17 protein-coding genes are annotated in these 16,331 nt (G+C 66.4%); 13 read left to right on the top strand and 4 right to left on the bottom strand.

Annotated elements, in window-relative coordinates:
• Positions 1-14 precede the first annotated feature (14 nt).
• The 4 genes from MHZ91_RS17755 to MHZ91_RS17740 are packed head-to-tail and all read left to right on the top strand — an operon-like array spanning position 15 to position 3,841.
• A complete protein-coding gene (locus MHZ91_RS17755; protein ID WP_218342672.1) occupies positions 15-767 on the top strand; it encodes an SDR family NAD(P)-dependent oxidoreductase in 753 nt (250 codons plus the stop codon).
• Positions 768-776: 9 nt separating this feature from the next.
• Positions 777-1,505 (top strand): SDR family NAD(P)-dependent oxidoreductase, encoded by a 729-nt coding sequence (locus MHZ91_RS17750; protein ID WP_191578262.1) that lies wholly within the window; start codon positions 777-779, stop codon positions 1,503-1,505.
• Between the two features lie 5 nt (positions 1,506-1,510).
• A complete protein-coding gene (locus MHZ91_RS17745) occupies positions 1,511-3,217 on the top strand; it encodes an FAD-binding protein (RefSeq protein ID WP_239214977.1) in 1,707 nt (568 codons plus the stop codon).
• 24 nt (positions 3,218-3,241) lie between these two features.
• Positions 3,242-3,841, top strand: a complete 600-nt coding sequence (locus MHZ91_RS17740) for a glutathione S-transferase (RefSeq protein ID WP_191578264.1) — start codon at positions 3,242-3,244, stop codon at positions 3,839-3,841.
• Between the two features lie 27 nt (positions 3,842-3,868).
• Here the strand turns inward: MHZ91_RS17740 and MHZ91_RS17735 are convergent, their stop codons facing one another.
• Positions 3,869-4,777 (bottom strand): AraC family transcriptional regulator, encoded by a 909-nt coding sequence (locus MHZ91_RS17735; RefSeq protein ID WP_239215003.1) that lies wholly within the window; start codon positions 4,775-4,777, stop codon positions 3,869-3,871.
• Positions 4,778-4,928: 151 nt separating this feature from the next.
• On the opposite strand from MHZ91_RS17735, the gene MHZ91_RS17730 reads away from it, so the two are divergent.
• Positions 4,929-5,762 carry an oxidoreductase gene (locus MHZ91_RS17730; protein ID WP_239214974.1) on the top strand — a complete coding sequence of 278 codons (834 nt, stop codon included), beginning with the start codon at positions 4,929-4,931 and terminating at the stop codon, positions 5,760-5,762.
• An 87-nt stretch (positions 5,763-5,849) separates the two neighbouring features.
• Positions 5,850-6,437: a hypothetical protein gene (locus tag MHZ91_RS17725; RefSeq protein WP_239214971.1), complete on the top strand. Its 588-nt coding sequence runs from the start codon at positions 5,850-5,852 to the stop codon at positions 6,435-6,437.
• An 11-nt stretch (positions 6,438-6,448) separates the two neighbouring features.
• On the opposite strand, the gene MHZ91_RS17720 is transcribed toward MHZ91_RS17725, so the two are convergent.
• Positions 6,449-7,414, bottom strand: coding sequence for a LysR family transcriptional regulator (locus MHZ91_RS17720; protein ID WP_239214968.1), 966 nt, complete (start codon positions 7,412-7,414; stop codon positions 6,449-6,451).
• A 93-nt stretch (positions 7,415-7,507) separates the two neighbouring features.
• Between MHZ91_RS17720 and MHZ91_RS17715 the strand changes: the two genes are divergently transcribed.
• The 3 genes from MHZ91_RS17715 to MHZ91_RS17705 all read left to right on the top strand — a co-directional run bounded on the left by MHZ91_RS17715 (position 7,508) and on the right by MHZ91_RS17705 (position 9,856).
• A complete protein-coding gene (locus MHZ91_RS17715) occupies positions 7,508-8,311 on the top strand; it encodes an NADPH-dependent F420 reductase (protein ID WP_239214965.1) in 804 nt (267 codons plus the stop codon).
• A gap of 64 nt (positions 8,312-8,375) precedes the next feature.
• On the top strand, positions 8,376-9,074 hold the full coding sequence (locus MHZ91_RS17710) for an NADPH-dependent F420 reductase (RefSeq protein ID WP_239214963.1): 699 nt from the start codon (positions 8,376-8,378) through the stop codon (positions 9,072-9,074).
• 14 nt (positions 9,075-9,088) lie between these two features.
• Positions 9,089-9,856 (top strand): SDR family NAD(P)-dependent oxidoreductase, encoded by a 768-nt coding sequence (locus MHZ91_RS17705; protein ID WP_175122156.1) that lies wholly within the window; start codon positions 9,089-9,091, stop codon positions 9,854-9,856.
• Between the two features lie 67 nt (positions 9,857-9,923).
• Here MHZ91_RS17705 and MHZ91_RS17700 read toward each other — a convergent pair whose 3' ends face one another.
• A complete protein-coding gene (locus MHZ91_RS17700; protein ID WP_175122155.1) occupies positions 9,924-11,258 on the bottom strand; it encodes a DUF3100 domain-containing protein in 1,335 nt (444 codons plus the stop codon).
• A gap of 380 nt (positions 11,259-11,638) precedes the next feature.
• On the opposite strand from MHZ91_RS17700, the gene MHZ91_RS17695 reads away from it, so the two are divergent.
• From MHZ91_RS17695 to MHZ91_RS17680, 4 genes are all read left to right on the top strand, one after another.
• Positions 11,639-12,574 carry a LysR family transcriptional regulator gene (locus tag MHZ91_RS17695; protein WP_175122154.1) on the top strand — a complete coding sequence of 312 codons (936 nt, stop codon included), beginning with the start codon at positions 11,639-11,641 and terminating at the stop codon, positions 12,572-12,574.
• A gap of 73 nt (positions 12,575-12,647) precedes the next feature.
• On the top strand, positions 12,648-12,839 hold the full coding sequence (locus MHZ91_RS17690) for a DUF2970 domain-containing protein (RefSeq protein ID WP_056559812.1): 192 nt from the start codon (positions 12,648-12,650) through the stop codon (positions 12,837-12,839).
• Between the two features lie 306 nt (positions 12,840-13,145).
• On the top strand, positions 13,146-14,888 hold the full coding sequence (locus MHZ91_RS17685; RefSeq protein ID WP_239214961.1) for a nitrite/sulfite reductase: 1,743 nt from the start codon (positions 13,146-13,148) through the stop codon (positions 14,886-14,888).
• Entirely contained in the window at positions 14,881-15,426 is a 546-nt protein-coding gene (locus MHZ91_RS17680) for a DUF934 domain-containing protein (protein ID WP_175122152.1), read from the top strand. Before MHZ91_RS17685 ends, MHZ91_RS17680 begins: the two co-directional genes overlap by 8 nt.
• A 45-nt stretch (positions 15,427-15,471) precedes the next feature.
• On the opposite strand, the gene MHZ91_RS17675 is transcribed toward MHZ91_RS17680, so the two are convergent.
• A complete protein-coding gene (locus tag MHZ91_RS17675; RefSeq protein ID WP_239214959.1) occupies positions 15,472-16,260 on the bottom strand; it encodes an IclR family transcriptional regulator in 789 nt (262 codons plus the stop codon).
• Positions 16,261-16,331 lie beyond the last annotated feature (71 nt).

Here is a 16,331-nt window from a genome sequence, read left to right as displayed (position 1 = left end):
ACAAGGAAAGAGCGATGATCTCGATGCAAGACAAGCGCGTCCTCGTGACGGGCGCCGGGCGCGGCCTGGGCGCCGCCATTGCGCAGGGCTTCGCGCGCCAAGGCGCGCACGTGATCGTGACCGACGTGGACGCGGCGCTGGCCACCGCCTCGGCGCAAGCTATCATCGCGGCCGGCGGCCATGCCGCGCATGCGGCGCTGGACGTGACCGACGCGGCGGCCGTTCGCGCCTTTGCCGCCGACTGCGCGGCCCGCCACGGACCGCTGGACGTCCTGGTCAACAACGCCGGCATCTCGGCGCGCGCGCCGTTCGACGATCCGCATACGCCCGAGATCTGGGAGCGCGTGATGCAAGTGAACCTGCAAGGCACGTTCAACGTCACGCATGCCTTTGTCGAGCAGCTCAAGGCCACGCGCGGCGCGATCGTCAACCTGTGTTCCATCGTGGCCTACGGCTGCGGTATTTCAACGGCAGGCTACGTCGTATCCAAGGGCGGCGTGCGCTCGTTCACGGAAGTGCTGGCCCGCGATCTCGCCCCCCACGGCGTGCGGGTGAACGCCGTGGCGCCGGGGCTGATGGAAACCGAAATGACCGCCGGGCAGCGCGCCCAGGCGAACGGCACCGACTGGTACATGGGACGTGCACCCATGGCGCGCGCGGGGCGCGCGGATGAGATCGTCGGCCCCATCCTCTTTCTGGCCTCGGACCTGGCCAGCTATGTCAATGGCGTGGTGCTGCCGGTGGACGGCGGCTATCTGGCCGTTTAAGGAGAAATCATGAGTCTGGGTACGGCGTTGGTCACGGGCGGCGCAAGCGGCATGGGCCTGGCGATCGTGGAGCGGCTGGCGCGCGACGGCTTCCGCGTCGTGATGGCTGATCGCAACGGGGCGTTGGCGGACAAGGAATCAAGGGCGCTGGCCGACCGGGGACTGGACGTCGACCATCGCGTCGTGGACCTCGCCGACGAGGCGGCCACGCGCGAACTGGCGCGGTCGTTGCCACCGCTGGCCGCGCTGGTGAACAACGCCGGCCTGTTCGACGAGCGCACGTTCTTCGACGTGACGAGCGACGACTACCGCCGCGCCTTCGACGTCAACCTGCTGGCGGTCGCCACGCTGACGCAAGAGGCGGCGCGCGCCATGCTGCCGGGCGCCAAGATCGTGAACATCGCGTCGCGCGCCTATCTGGGCGCCAGGAATCACCCGCATTACGTCGCGTCGAAAGCGGCCCTGGTCGGCTACACCCGCGCATCCGCGATGGAGCTGGCCGGACGGGGCATCCTGGTCAACGCCATCGCCCCCGGCCTCATCGACACGCCATTACTGCGCAATCTGACGCCGGAGCGCATGGCCGCGCAACTGGCCCTGCAGCCCACCGGCCGGGCGGGCCGGCCGGAAGACATCGCCAATGCCGTGTCCTTTCTGGCCGCGCCGCACATGGACTTCATTACGGGCCAGGTCATCTTCGTGGACGGCGGCAAGTCGCTGGGCGGCTCAGGAGCGTAGGCAGCATGAACCACATCACCTGGGACAAGGAAGTGGACGCGCTCGTCGTGGGCTCGGGCGCGGGCGGCATGGCGGCGGCACTGACCGCGCACGAGGAAGGCCTGGAGGTATTGCTGATCGAGAAGACCGACCGCATCGGCGGGTCGACGGCGATATCCGGCGGCGCGGTGTGGATACCGCTAAACGCGCAGACGGAAGCGGCGGGCCATCCGGACAGCATGGACGACGTGTGGACCTACCTGGATCAAACGGTGGGCACGGCGGCGCCCGAGCACATGAAGCGCGCTTACCTGGATGCGGGCCCGCGCATGATGGATTACCTCGTGTCCCGCGGCCTGCTGCAGCTTGCCGCGCGGACCGCTTCGCCCGACTACTACCCTGACCGGCCCGGCGCCGCGATGGGCGGGCGCTCGCTCGACCCGGTCGAGTTCGATGGCCGCAAACTGGGCAGCCGTTTCAACCAGCTGCGCGACCCGCTGAAGGAATTCACCGTGCTCGGCGGGATGATGGTCAACATCACCGACGTGCGGCACCTGCTGCGCGCCACGCGCTCGTTCGCGGCCTGGCGGCACAGCATGGCGCTGGTGTTGCGTTTCGCCTCGGACCGCGCCCGCGGTTACCACCGGGGCACCCGGCTACTGCTTGGCAACGCGCTGGCGGCTCAGCTGTTCCATGGACTGCTGACGCGCAACATCGAATACTGGCTGCAAGCGCCAGCGCTCTCGCTGCACCGGGACGCCAACGGGCGCGTGCTGGGCGCCGCGGTGTCACGGGACGGTACGATGCTGAACGTCCGCGCGCGCCGCGGCGTCGTGATGGCGACGGGCGGCTTCCCGTGGGATGCGGAAAGGCGCTCGCAAACGTTTCCGCAGCCAACCGGCAGCTGGTCGATGTCCCCGCGCGGCAACACGGGCGACGGCATCCGGCTGTCGGAGCAGGCCGGCGCGGCTTTCGGAAGCGGCTACGCCAGTCCGGCATTCTGGGCGCCTGTCTCGGTTCTGGACGCCGGCAACGGAACGCCGCTCAATTACCCGCATCTGGTCTGGGACCGCGCCAAGCCCGGGCTGATCGCCGTGAACGGCGCGGGCAAACGTTTCGTCAACGAATCGACCTCGTATCACGAGTTCGTGCAGGCCATGTATCGCAGCAACGAAACGGCGCCCAGCATCCCGGCATTCCTGGTCTGCGACCAGCGGTTCATCGACACCTGGGGTCTGGGCCTCGCCCTGCCGGGCGGGCGGCCCCGCCAGCACCTGATCGACCAGGGCTACCTGCTGCAGGCGTCCACGCTGGCTGAACTGGCCGAACGGCTTGCCATGCCCGCCGCCGCACTGCAGTCCACTGTCGAACGCTACAACCGGCACGCCGCGCAAGGACACGATCCGGACTTCGGCAAGGGCGGGACCGCCTACAACCGCTACCTTGGCGATCCGGATCACCAGCCGAATCCCTGCCTTGCGCCGCTCGGCAAGGGGCCGTACTACGCGGTCAAGCTGTACCCCGGCGACATCGGCACCGCCTGCGGCATAGCAGCCAACGCGCACGCGCAGGCACTGGACGCGGCCGGCGCGCCGATCCCCGCGCTTTACGTCGCGGGCAATGACATGCAGTCCGTGATGGGCGGCGCATACCCCGCGCCCGGCATCACGCTCGGCCCCGCTCTGACCTTTGGCTGGGTGGCTGGACAGCACCTGGCCCATGCGCAACACTGACGCCTCTCACCGACAGGGAACCCCATGAAAATCTTCTTCTCGCCTGCTTCGCCGTTTGTCCGCAAGTGCATGGTCATCGCCCATGAACTTGGCCTGGTCGACCGCATTGAAAAGCTGCCCAGCGCCGCCGGTCCCGTCGCCCGCGACCAGACCATCATCCCGAGCAACCCGCTGGGCCAGGTGCCCACCTTCATCACCGATGACGGCCAGGCGCTGTTCGACAGCCGCGTCGTCTGCGAGTATCTGAACGATCTGGGCGGCGGCACGTTCTTCCCCGCCGGCAAGGCCCGCTGGCCGGTGCTGGCCGAGCAGGCGATGGCCGACGGCATGCTGGGTGCGGCGCTGCTGGCGCGCTATGAGACCGTGCTGCGCCCGGAGGCGTTGCGCTGGGATGGCTGGGTTGAAGGACAGCTTGGCAAGGTGCGCGACGGTCTCGCGCTCATCGAGAAGAACGCCGCAGGCCTTGAAGGCCGGCTGGACATCGGCACCATCACCATCGGTTGCGCATTGGGCTACCTGGACTTCCGCTTCCCGGATCTGGACTGGCGCGCGTCGCATCCCGCCACGGCCAAGTGGTTCGAAGGGTTCAGCCAGCGTCCGTCGATGCAGGCCACCAAGCCTTGAACGAACCGTCGGCGGGCAGCCGCCGATTCAGTGTGACGACACGTAGGTGGCGTCCGCGAATGCCGGCAAAGCGAAGCCTTCGCGCATGCGTCGCGCCTCCGCCGCCGGCGTCAGGCCAAACAGACGCTTGAACTCGCGGCTGAACTGGGACGGGCTTGTGTAGCCCACCGCCTGACTCGCCGACTCGGCCGTCAGGTCCTGCCGCACCATCAAGAGACGCGCCTGGTGCAGGCGCGTCGATTTCACGTACTGCATGGGAGAGACCTGCGTCACCGCCTTGAAATGGCTGTGAAAGCTGGGGACGCTCATGCCCGCCTCGTTGGCCAGCCGCGTCACGTCAAGCGGCCGGGCGTATTCCGCGTGAATGAGGCGCAGGGATCTGCCGATCCGGCCGAACTGCCCGCGCAAGGACAACGCTTCCCGCATCGAACCGCCCTGCGGGCCGGTCAGCACGCGGAAATAAAGCTCACGCAACAGCCCCGGTCCCAGCACGGCGGCTTCCAGCGGGCGGGACATGGCCTCGATGAATCGCAGCACCGACGTGCGCATCGCGTCATCCATCGGCGTCGACAACATGCTCTGCGGCGGCTGGGCTGCCGCCGCGGCGCCGGCGGCGTCGATCTGAGACGCCAGTTCCGCGGCCAGCGCGAAATCCAGGTGCAGGTACAGCGCCAGCAACGGGCGCTCGGGCGTTGCGTCGGTCTCCATGCTGAAGGGCACCGGGACGGACACGGCCAGGTAATGCTGCTCGTCGTACAGGTACAGCCGATCGCCGAAGTAGCCGCGCTTGCGGCCCTGACAGACGATCACGATGCCCGGGTCATACAGCACCGGCGTGCGCGCCAGCGCCCGGTTGGCGCGCAGCACGCGCACGCTGGGCAACGCGGTCAGGTTGTAGCCCTCATCAGGCGCCAGGCCGCGCAGCAGCGCGGCCATGCGGTTTTCGGCAGGATCGGCGCCCACCGCGTCGTCGCGGGCCGTGGCGTTGGTTTTCATAGCTTTGGGCAAGATAAGCAGCGGAATACGGCTTATCCGCGCAGTTTGGCAAGACTACCATGCATTCTCCAATGACTTCAGAGCCCCCTCCATGACCTCCCCCAAAACCCTGCTCATCACGGGCGTCAGCAGCGGCTTCGGCCGCGCCCTGGCCGAGGAAGCCCTGGCCGCAGGCCTCCGCGTCGTCGGCACGGTGCGCGGCGAGCCGGCCCGCCTCGCGTTTGAAAGCCTGTCTCCCGGCGCTGCGATCGGTCGCGTGTTGGACGTGACCGACTTCGACGCCATTGACGGCGTGGTGGCCGATATCGAAGCCAGCGTCGGCGCCATCGACGTGCTGGTCAACAACGCGGGCTATGGCCATGAAGGCGTGATGGAAGAGTCGCCCCTGCCGGAAATGCGCCGCCAGTTCGACGTGAATGTGTTTGGCGCGGTCGCGATGATGAAGGCAGTCCTGCCCTTCATGCGCCAGCGCCGGCGCGGCCACATCCTGAACATCACTTCCATGGGTGGCCACATCACCATGCCGGGCATCGCGTACTACTGCGGCAGCAAGTTCGCGCTGGAGGGGATTTCCGAAGCGCTGGGCAAGGAAGTGCAGCCGCTGGGCATTGCCGTGACGGCGGTGGCGCCGGGGTCGTTCCGCACCGACTGGGCGGGCCGATCCATGACGCGCACGCCCCGCACCATTGCGGACTACGACGCCCTCTTCGACCCTATCCGCAAGGCCCGCGAAGAGAAAAACGGCCGTCAGCTGGGGGATCCGCGCAAGGCGGCGCGCGCCATGCTGGCGGTCATCGACGCCGATCATCCTCCCGCGCACCTGCTGCTCGGCAGCGACGCGCTCGGGTTGGTGCGGGGCAAGCTGGCCGCCTTGCAGGAGGAATTGACGGCGTGGGAGACGGTTACGAAATCCACAGATGGGTAAAGCCTTTCGCAGAGGCCTTTGCTACAGTGAACTTGCATCTCCCCGGACAGACCAACCCAAAGGTCAATCACGACAAGGAGCCCCCGCATGGCCATTTCTGCGATCTCCGCCATCCCCCACGTCGCCGCGCCTTATCCGGCGCGCGTTTCGATGCTGGATGAGAACCGCCCTGCCTGGGAAGCCGAACGCGCCGCGCAGAACTTCGCCACCCGGCAGGCCCAGCGCACCGCGCAAGCCCAGGCCGCCCGCGACGCCCAGCGCGTGGAACGCGCCCAGGCCGACAGATTGGCAAGGGCGGAACAAGACGCCCCGCCTGTCAGACACCAAGCCGACCCTGCCGTCGCGCCCCTTGCCCTCATCGCGCCCGCCATCAATATCGATGAATTGCGCGACCTGTACGCGGACGCCCGGATGCGGCGCGCGGTCGAGGACTTTGCCGCGCGGCCGGACCCGGTGGCGCAACGCGCCGACATCGCTAACGACTGGGGCACCATCGAAGGCCTGGCGCCGCTGCAACCCTATCGCGTCGCCATGGGCAATCCGCAGGTGGAATTGCAGGCGGCGGCTGTCATGAAGGCGGCGAGCGCCGGCATCCCAGCAGTGGCCAACATCGGGCCCACTGAAAATGTGACCGACAACGCGCGCTACCGGCCGGGCCAATCACGCTGGATGTAAGCGGACGGCGTTCAGGCGTCTCCGCCCTTGAACGCCTCCACGCTCAGATCCACGAAAGTGCGCACCTTGGGATCCATATAGCGGCTGGATGCGAACACGGCATGAACGGGTGCCGGAATTTCAGCCCAGCCCGCAAGCACACAGGCGAGGCTGCCGTCCGCCACGAACGGCGCTGCCATGAAACGTGGCAGCTGCGCAATTCCCAGCCCCGCGACGGCAAGATTCTTTGCCGCGATGATGCTGTTGACGGCACAACGGGGCGTCGCCGTGACCCTTTCCGCTATCGCCTCTTTGACCAGCGTCCAACTCGAGCGGCCACGGATTGTCTTCATGATCAACGCGTGGTGTTTCAAATCTCCGACTGCGGATAGCTTCGGTGCGCGCTTGAGGTAGTTCGGCGCTGCATACAGCCCGTATGACACTTCGCCAAGCCGACGCGCAGAAAGCCCTGAATCCTCCAGCGCGCCGACACGGATTGCGACGTCGAATCCTTCATGGATGATGTCCACCAGCCGGTTCGTGTATTCCGCTTCCACGGTCACCTTGGGCGCCGCGCGCAGAAACGCCGCAATCCAGTCATCCACCACCATCGTCCCGAACTCGGCGCCCGCCGTGATCTTGAGCAATCCCTTGGGCTCGCGGGACTGCTGCGCCACCGCGGCCTCAGCCGCCTCAGCAGCGGTCAGGATGCAGACGGCGCGTTCGAAATAGTCCCGCCCAACCTCGGTCACATTGAGGCGGCGTGTCGAACGAGTAAGGAGTTGGACGCCCAGCTTTTCTTCCATACGCCTGACGATGCGGCTGACGCGCGCCTTATCGGTGCCAAGCCGCTCGGCCGCGGACGTGAACGAGCCATCGGTCACCACCGCCGCGAAAACTCTCATTTCGGGCAAATCGATTGATGTATTCATGGACAACAGTATTTGCCTTTCAGCACCATTTATCAATCCGGGAGCCGAATCTACAGTGAGCTTCATGCAACACGCTGCACATCGGCCGCGACGCGGCGGGTGTGCCCTGCATGACATCTGCCGGCGAATTCCGCCGCGCTCCATCAACGGATATCTACGATGAAACAAACAATCGGAATCATTGGCGCCGGCCTTGTCGGCAAGGCTGTCGCGCGTCTGGCCGTCGCGGCGGGTCACAACGTCGTGATCAGCAATTCACGCGGTCCCGAAACGCTCTCTGCGCTGACCAAAGCCTTGGGACCCCTTGCCCGTGCCGGCTCGGTCGACGACGCGATCGCAGCGGGAGACATCGTCTCGCTCGCCATTCCGTTGGCGACATTCGAAAGCCTGCCGGCCGACCGGTTCGCCGGGAAGGTCGTGCTCGACCAGACCAACTACTACCCCGGCATGGGCGGATTTCGCCGCCCCGATCTTGATGCAGGCGAACTGACATCAAGCGAACTCATCCAGCGGCACCTGCCAGGCGCGGCGGTGGTCAAGGGGCTTCACAACCTGAGCTGGATTCACATGGAAAGCAACGCCCGCCCCAAGGGCAATGCTGATCGGACAACGCTGCCCATTGCCGGTGACGACGCCGACGCGGTGCAGACCGTGACGCGCTTCATCGAGGCAGTGGGCTACGACGTCGTCAACGCCGGCTCGCTTGCCGACAGCTGGCGCGTGGAACCCGGTACGCCGATCTACTTCTGGCGGTATGCGCCGGTCGTTCCCGCGGGCGTGTCGGATGACGAGGCCAAGAGGATCTACCAGCAGCGGGGCGAGCCGGTTCTCCCGCAAGAGGCACGCAAGCTCATCAATGAGGCGGTGCGTCCGTCCCCGATCGGTGGAACGCTGGTGGGCATGCCGAAAGTGCACGTGGATCTTTTCCTCGAGCAGGCCAGCGCCGACACCGTCAAGCAATAACTCCCTGGCGCCCGGCGCCCGTTCGCGGCGCCGCCAGCCGCATTCATCGTTAGCGGAAAGTGCAATGAAGATAGGAATTCTGAACACCGGCAACATCGGTAGCCGGCTCGCGCGAGCCTGGGCCACCGCCAATCATCAACTGGTGCTTGCCAAGGACGGCGAGGATCGCAAGATCTCTCCCTTGCTTGCCAAGCTGGCCGACGACGCAAGGCTTGGCACCATCAAACAGGCAGCAGACTTCGGTGAAGCGGTGCTGTTCTCGGTCTATTGGCCTCGGGTGGACGCCGTGATCGACGCGGTGGGCAATGCGCTCGACGGCAAGATCGTGATCGAAACCATGAACCCGCTTGGCGTCACCGGCGATTTCGAACACTTCCATGATCATGCCTTCATGCGAGACAGCTCGACCGCCGAATACCTGCAAAAAAGACTTCCTGCGGCGCGGGTGGTAAAGGCGTTCAGCCTGATGGCCGCGCCCGTGCTGGAAGCCGCCGCCTGGGCGTCATCGCCGTCCAGGCCCAACGTTTTCTATGCCACGGACGACCCCGAAGCCGGTCAGGTCGTGCGAAAGCTGGTCGACGACGCGGGCTTTGCGCCCGTCAACGCAGGCCCGCTGAATGCAGCTCGCCAGCTGGAGCAGTTGGGTGTGCTGCTGCACCACATCGCGCGGCACGAATACGGCGGCGATGCGGAGCTGATTCGAATGGGGCTGTCGGTTGTTTTGGCAGATCCTGGGCCCATCGTGCGCGAACGCATCGTTTGACCAAGGAGATTTCCATGTCACAGATGCTAGTTGGAAAAACCGCCCTGGTGACCGGAGGGTCCCGCGGCATCGGCCGTTCGATCGCTGAACGCCTGGCCCAGGAAGGTGCGATGGTCGCGCTGACCTACAACGTCAGCAAGGCTGGCGCGGACGACGTGGTTGGCGCCATTCAAGCAGCCGGAGGCCGCGCTTTCGCACTGCACGCCGATCTGACCGATGCAAACACCATTCCCGCCCTGTTCGAGAATCTTGACGGCAGGCTCGCTGACCTGATGGGCAGCAACGCACTCGACATTCTCGTGAACAATGCGGGAAATTCCGGTTGGGGCGGATTGGCGGAGGCCACCCCGGAGAGTTGGGACACGCTCTTCGCCGTCCACGCCCGCGCACCTTTTTTCATGGTTCAAGCCGCACTGAGCCGTCTGTCCCGCAATGGTCGGATCATCAATATCTCTTCCGGCGCCGGCGTGCGGGCAATGTCCGCCGTGCCCATCTACTCGATGGCCAAGGCCAGCATCAACAACCTGACCCACGCGCTTGCCCAGGAGCTGGGCACGCGCGGCATCACGGTGAATGCCGTGGCGCCAGGCTGGATTCGCACCGACATGAACGCCGCCGTCCGCGAAAATGCCGCCATGGTTAAAGCGATAGAAGCCGACACAGCGCTTGGCCGATTCGGCGAAACCTCGGAGATCGCCGCGACGGTGGCCTTTCTCGCCTCGGACGAAGGCCGTTGGGTGACCGCCCAGGTCATCGAGGCAAGCGGCGGCTACAAACTCTGACGCCAGCAAGGCCCAGAAAATGACAAAGCCGCCTGCAACAGGCGGCTTTTTCGCGAAGCGTGATGGATCAGTGGAAGAATTCCGCGATCATCGTGGCGCCCATGAACGTGCCGGCGTTCGCCGCCAGCGACACCACCACGATCTTCCAGCCCAGCTTGCGGAACGCAGGCAGGTCCTTCAGGATCGACAGGCCGGCCATCGCCAGGATCACCGTCGTGAACGGCAGGAAATTGACCTTGCCGACCATCGCGATGATCTGATCCGAATACGGCAGCACGCCCGGGCAGCCGGCGGTCATGGCGATCACCGACAGCACGAACACGGCCGGCAGCTTGGGCACGACGCGCAGGATCAGGTCGGTGATGACGACCAGCAGCACGATGATGGCCATGCCCGGCAGCGCGTCCGCGAACGGCACGTTGTAGCCAAGGCGGTTGCCCACCAGCGCGAACAGGCCACAGATGACGTAGGCGGTCAGGCGGTCGCCGAAGCCCATCTTCGAGCCGTGCGCGGGCACGTCTTCCGACACGCTGTCGTCGACCACGGCCTCGTTCTTGCCACGCGAGAAGCGGCCCAGCACGGGCTCGAGCTTGCCGTACAGGAAGATCGTCGTGGGCAGCGAAATGAACAGGGTGAAGTACACGCCAACCACCGTCGTCAGCAGGTTGGCGGCCGCGGCCAGCGCAGCGACCTGATGCGCCATTTCGGGCGTCTGCTGCGAAGCGATCGCGCCCACGCCTGCGGCCATCATGCTGCCCGAGCCCACGCCGGCGCCCATGGCGAGCGAGCGCGGATCGAAGATGTTCAGGCTGGTGATGAAGCCCGCCATCAGCGCCACGAACAGCGCGCCGATCACGGTGCCGGTGATGTATTCGGCCATGACGCCGCGGCCTTCCGGCGAGTTCATGCCGTAGCGCTCGCCGATGATCGCCAGGCTGGGCTCGCGGCCCACCGAGAACGTCGCGCCAATCGCTTCACGCTTGATGCCGAGCAGCAGCGCCAGCGGCAGGCCGATGGCCATGGTGCCGAAGAAGTGGCCGAACTCCTGGAACACCAGCGCCCAGCCGGCCTCGCGCACCTGCGGCAACGCGCCGCCCACCATCAGACCCAGCTTGGCCAGGAACGGCAGCAGCGCGTATTGCAGGTAGCCGCTGATGCGGGTCTGCATCGCCTTGTCGATGCCGGCGCCTGCCGGCAGCCGCTGGCCGAACGCCGCAACCACCGCGCCGATGAAAATGGCCCACAGCATGGGCTGCAGGATGATCTTGCCCGGACCGACCGAGAAGGTGACGCTGCCGATCGCTTCGGAAATGACCACCACCAGCAGGATGGCGGCGAGCATGCGCACGCGCCCCGATAGCGGCATGGAAGGCGAAGCCAGGCTTGCGCTGGCATGAGACATTGGTTTTCCCCTGATGACGTGAATAGTGATCGTGGCAGTGGGCCGGACGAACCCGGAAACCGGCGCCCGGACGTCCAGGTGGAGCCGGCGGGGCGAGCGAATTCGGAAGGTTCGGGCGACGGCGCTTGAAGAGCGGCTCGGTCGATTCAAACGGCCAACACAGCGCGAACGGCGCGCGCAGCGGGCGGCCGATTCGGACTGCGCAATTTTCGCCCACCCCTCTGGCGGGCAACCATGACACGGACCACCGAGAAACGTTGCGTAAAATGCAACGAATTCGCCTTTCCTCGGAAAGTTTTGCACGGGACAAATCGAAATAAGGGTAAACCCTTAATTCCTTTCGTGGAAAATCAGCCGCATTCCGCCCGGAGCCAGCCGCCATGGACGAACAACTCGACGCGCGCCGCACGCATTACTTCATGCAGGTCATGAGCCGGGGATCCGTGCGCGGCGCGGCCGAGGCCCTGGAAATGGACCCGTCCGCCGTCAGCCGCGCGATCGCCGCCCTGGAGCGCGACTGCGGCATGGCGCTGTTCGAACGCCGGGGACGTGGCCTCGTGCCCACCGATGCCGGCCACATCCTGGCGCGCTATGTAAAACGGCAGCAGGACATCCAGGAGAGCTTCTTCTCCGAAATCGACAGCCTGCGCAAAGCCGAACGCGGCCACATCGACCTGGTGTTGGGCGAAGGCTTTGTGGAGCTGATGTTCGACCGCGTGCTGCCGGGCTACTGGCGCAGCCATCCCGAAGTCACGCTGGACATCGACGTGGCCCGCACGTCCGAAATCGTCCAGCGCATCGTCGACGACCGCGCTTACATCGGGCTGGTGTTCCAGCCGCCCAACGATGCCCGGCTGCGCACGCATTATTCGCGGCCCGAGCCGATACGGGCCATCGTGCGTCAGGACCACCCGCTGACGCGCCTGCGCCGGCCCCTTTTGCTGACCGATCTGGCCGACTACCCCGGCGCGTCCATGCAGGAAGGGTTTGGCGTGCGCCAGCACATCCAGGCCGCCGAGATCAGCGAGCAGGTCCGGCTGCACAACGTGCTGACCACCTCGTCGTTCAAGGCGCTATGGCAGTTCGCGGCGGCCGGCATCGGCTACGCGCTCACGCCCCCCATCGCCGTCACCGCCGACATGCAGGCCCAGCGCCTCGCGAGCCTGCCGCTGGCCAATCCCATCCTGAACCAGGGCAGCCTGCACGTCCTGAGCCGCGCCGGCCGCCACATCTCGCCGGCCGCGCGCGAGCTGCTGGAACACATCGTGCGCGGCATCGGCGCACACGCCGCCGCGCCATCTGATACGGTCGGCTGACGCGGATCTGCATCTGTCTGCCGGACACGCCAGCGTCTACAGTGGGCCGTCAATAGTCTGCCCGGAGGCGCATATGCTCGGTTTCCTGCGCACGGTCCGCTCCGTGCTGTGGGCCTTCTTCGGCGTACGCCGCGGCCGCGGCTACGACGCCGACATCGCCCACAACAAGCCCGGCCCCCTCATCGCCACCGGCCTGCTGCTCGCGGCCTGCCTGGTGATCATTCTGGTGTTCGTGGCCCGCTGGGCGGTGAATGCGGCGTTGTAGGGATTTAGGGCCTTGTTCTACGACAAGCCGCATATTCATATATGCGCGTACGCTCGCGGCTGGTTTCGACGACCTCCGCAAAATGGCCGCCCGGCCGCCCGGCCGCCCGGAGGCGGGGCAGCCCCCCCGGGAGGCTGCTAGCGCGCCCAGCGCGCGCGGCGTGGAGGCCCTTATTTCTTTATTACCAGAATGACTTAGACGGTGTTCGCGGGTCGCTGTTACGGTTATGAATCCCGTTTTGCCGGCGCCGTGCGCCCGACCCCGCCCCCGGGGTTCAGACCGAAAAGACTTCCAAGGGCAGTAGACATGTACGTGTATGACCCCGTCGACCAACAGCTTGTCGAGCAGCGTGTCGCGCAGTTTGCCGATCAGACGCGCCGCTTTCTCGACGGCCAGCTAACCGAGGACGATTTCCGCGTCCTGCGCCTGCAGAACGGCCTGTACATCCAGCGCCACGCGCCCATGCTGCGCGTCGCCATTCCGTATGGCCTGCTGGCGTCGCGCCAGTTGCGCACGTTGGCGCACATTGCGCGCAAGTGGGACCGTGGCTACGGACACTTCAGCACGCGTCAGAACATCCAGTTCAACTGGCCCAAGCTGGAAGACGTGCCGGACATCCTGGCCGAACTCGCCACCGTCCAGATGCACGCCATCCAGACCAGCGGCAACTGCATCCGCAACACCACCACCGACCACTTTGCCGGCGTCGCGCCGGACGAACTCGTGGATCCGCTGATCTGGTGCGAGATCATCCGCCAGTGGTCGACGTTGCATCCCGAGTTCGCCTTCCTGCCGCGCAAATTCAAGATCGCGGTCAGCGGCGCGATTGAAGACCGCGCGGCCGTAGGCGTGCACGATATCGGCCTGCAGGCGGTCGAACGCGACGGCAAGCTGGGTTTTCGCGTGTGGATCGGCGGTGGCCTGGGCCGCACGCCCATCGTCGGCAAGCTCATCAATCCGTTCGTCGAATGGCAGCACCTGCTGACCTATCTGCAGGCCGCCCTGCGGGTCTACAACCTGCATGGCCGCCGCGACAACAAGTACAAGGCGCGCATCAAGATCCTGGTCAAGGACCTGACGCCCGAGGTCTACGCGCAACAGGTCGATGAAGAATGGCAGCGCATCAAGGGCGGCCCCGACACCATCACGCTGGAATTCGTGGACCGCATCAAGGCGCGCTTCGTCTGGCCGCAGCACGACGCAGCCGCCGCGTCCGACATCGACAACACGGACGCGCTGGCCGCCGGCGACAAGCGCTTCGCGCGCTGGCTGCGCACCAACGTGCATGCGCACAAGGTTGCCGGCTACGCCGCCGTGACCGTGTCGCTCAAACCCACCGGCGTGCCGCCGGGCGACATCACCGCGGATCAGATGGATGCGGTGGCCGACCTGGCCGACGACTTCGGTTATGGCGAACTGCGCGTGTCGCACGAACAGAACCTGATCCTGGCCGACGTGCGCCGCGCGCGGCTGCACGAGTTGTGGCAAAAGCTCGAGGCCCTGAACCTCGCCACGCCCAACGTCGGTCTGCTCACCAACATCATCGCCTGTCCGGGCGGAGACTTCTGCGCGCTGGCCAACGCCGTCTCCATTCCCGTGGCCGAAGCCATCCAGCGCCAGTTCGACAACCTGGATTACCTGTTCGAGATCGGCGAACTTGATCTGAACATCTCGGGCTGCATCAACTCCTGCGGCCATCACCATGTGGGCCACATCGGCATTCTTGGCGTCGATAAGGCCGGCGAGGAGTGGTATCAGGTCACGGTCGGCGGCCGCCAGAACGGCGCCGCCAAGCCGCTGCCCGACCTCGAGTCCACGCATGGCGGCGGCGCGGCCATCGGCCGCATCATCGGCCCGTCGTTCGCGCGGCATCAGGTGCCGGGCGTGGTGGACCGGTTGATCCGCACGTATCTGGGCCTGCGCGACAGCGACGCCGAACGCTTCATCGACGTGGTGGACCGCGTCGGCATCGATCCCTTCAAGCAGGACGTGTACGCGGACCCTGCCTTCGCCAAACCCACGCAGCAAGCGGAGCCCGCCCATGTCTGAGATCTACGCCCACGACGCCCCCGGCCCGCATCTCATCCGCAACGGCAAACTCGAGGCCGACACATCGCGTCCGTTCGTCCCCGAACCCGAAGTGCCCGCCGAAGGCCAGGTCCCGTCCGACGAGCCCGGCTGGATCGTGCCGCTGGCCGTCTGGAAGACTTCGCGCAACACGCTGCGCCGCCACAAGCATCCCGTGGCCGTGCTGCTCAATCCCGACGCCGACCTGACGGACCTGGCGGACGCGGATGGCGTGCTGCATCCCGAGGGCATCGCGTTCATCGCCGTGGACTTTCCGGTCTACACCGATGGCCGCGGTTATTCGCTGGCGCAGCTGCTGCGCACGCGCTACGACTGGCAGGGCGAGCTACGCGCGGTCGGCGACGTGATGATCGACACCATCCACTACCAGGCGCGCGTGGGCTTTGACAGCTTCCTCGTCAAGCCGGGACACGACCCGCACAAGGCGCTGGACGCCTTCAAGACGTTCACGGTGCATTACCAGAAGACGTACCGCGTGCCGACGCCGGCCGCGGCCTGAACGAAACGGCCCCCACCCGCCGCCGGAACGACATCGCGGCGGGCCTCAATCCCCCTCGCCCACCCCGTGCGGCATGCCGAATCCGCTCTGCGACACCTGCGCGCGGATCAGTTCGGCAATGCTGCGCTGGCGCGGCGCCTGCATCCGGCTGATGAGGCTGGACACGCTGACCGCCAGCCGCGGATAGCCGCCCGCATCGCACAGCGCCATGCCCACACCCAACACGCCCGGCACCGCCGCGTTGCCCACCACGGCCCAGCCGCGCCCGCGCGTGTTCTCCACCAGCCGCCGCATCTGCGCCACCGTCATCCCGCCGTAGGCGCGTAGCGCCTGCTCGTTCTGCATCACCACCTCGTCGGCTTCCGCGGCCGGCAAGGCGCCCAGCAGCGCCAACCCGGCCGCGCCCACGCCCAACGGCTGGCGGTGCCCGACCGTCACGGCCAGCACCTGCACCGGGTAATTGCCGACCTCGCGATGCAGGCACAGCGAATCGTTCGCAGCGCGGCAGATGAGAAACGCCGAATCGCCGCTGACGTCGCTGATCTGGCGCAGCAATGGCCGAAGACTGCGCACGGCCTGCGCGTGCGGGTCGCCGGCCATCATCACGCCCAGTTCAGCAACGCGCCAGCGCGGCGCGCCCGATTCCCGCAGCGCGTAGCCCTCCTCGACCAGCACATCCAGGTATCGATACACCGTGGACCGCTGCATGCCCGCGGCCCGCGCAATGTCCACCACGTGCATGCCGGCCGCGCCGGCCTGGCGCAGCACGCCCAGCACCTTCAGCCCGCGCCGCAGGATGCGCGGACCGGAACCCTCGGAATCCGGTTTGTTCAATTTCTGGACACCTTGCGTTGATAGGGCCTCCATCAAAGCCGAATATGAAGGCGGACAGACGAAGAGCTGTC

It is taken from the genome of Achromobacter sp. ACRQX (assembly GCF_022346505.1).
GTDB classification, from domain to species: Bacteria; Pseudomonadota; Gammaproteobacteria; order Burkholderiales; family Burkholderiaceae_B; genus Achromobacter; species Achromobacter animicus.
This window is presented reverse-complemented; position numbering and strand designations above follow the sequence as displayed.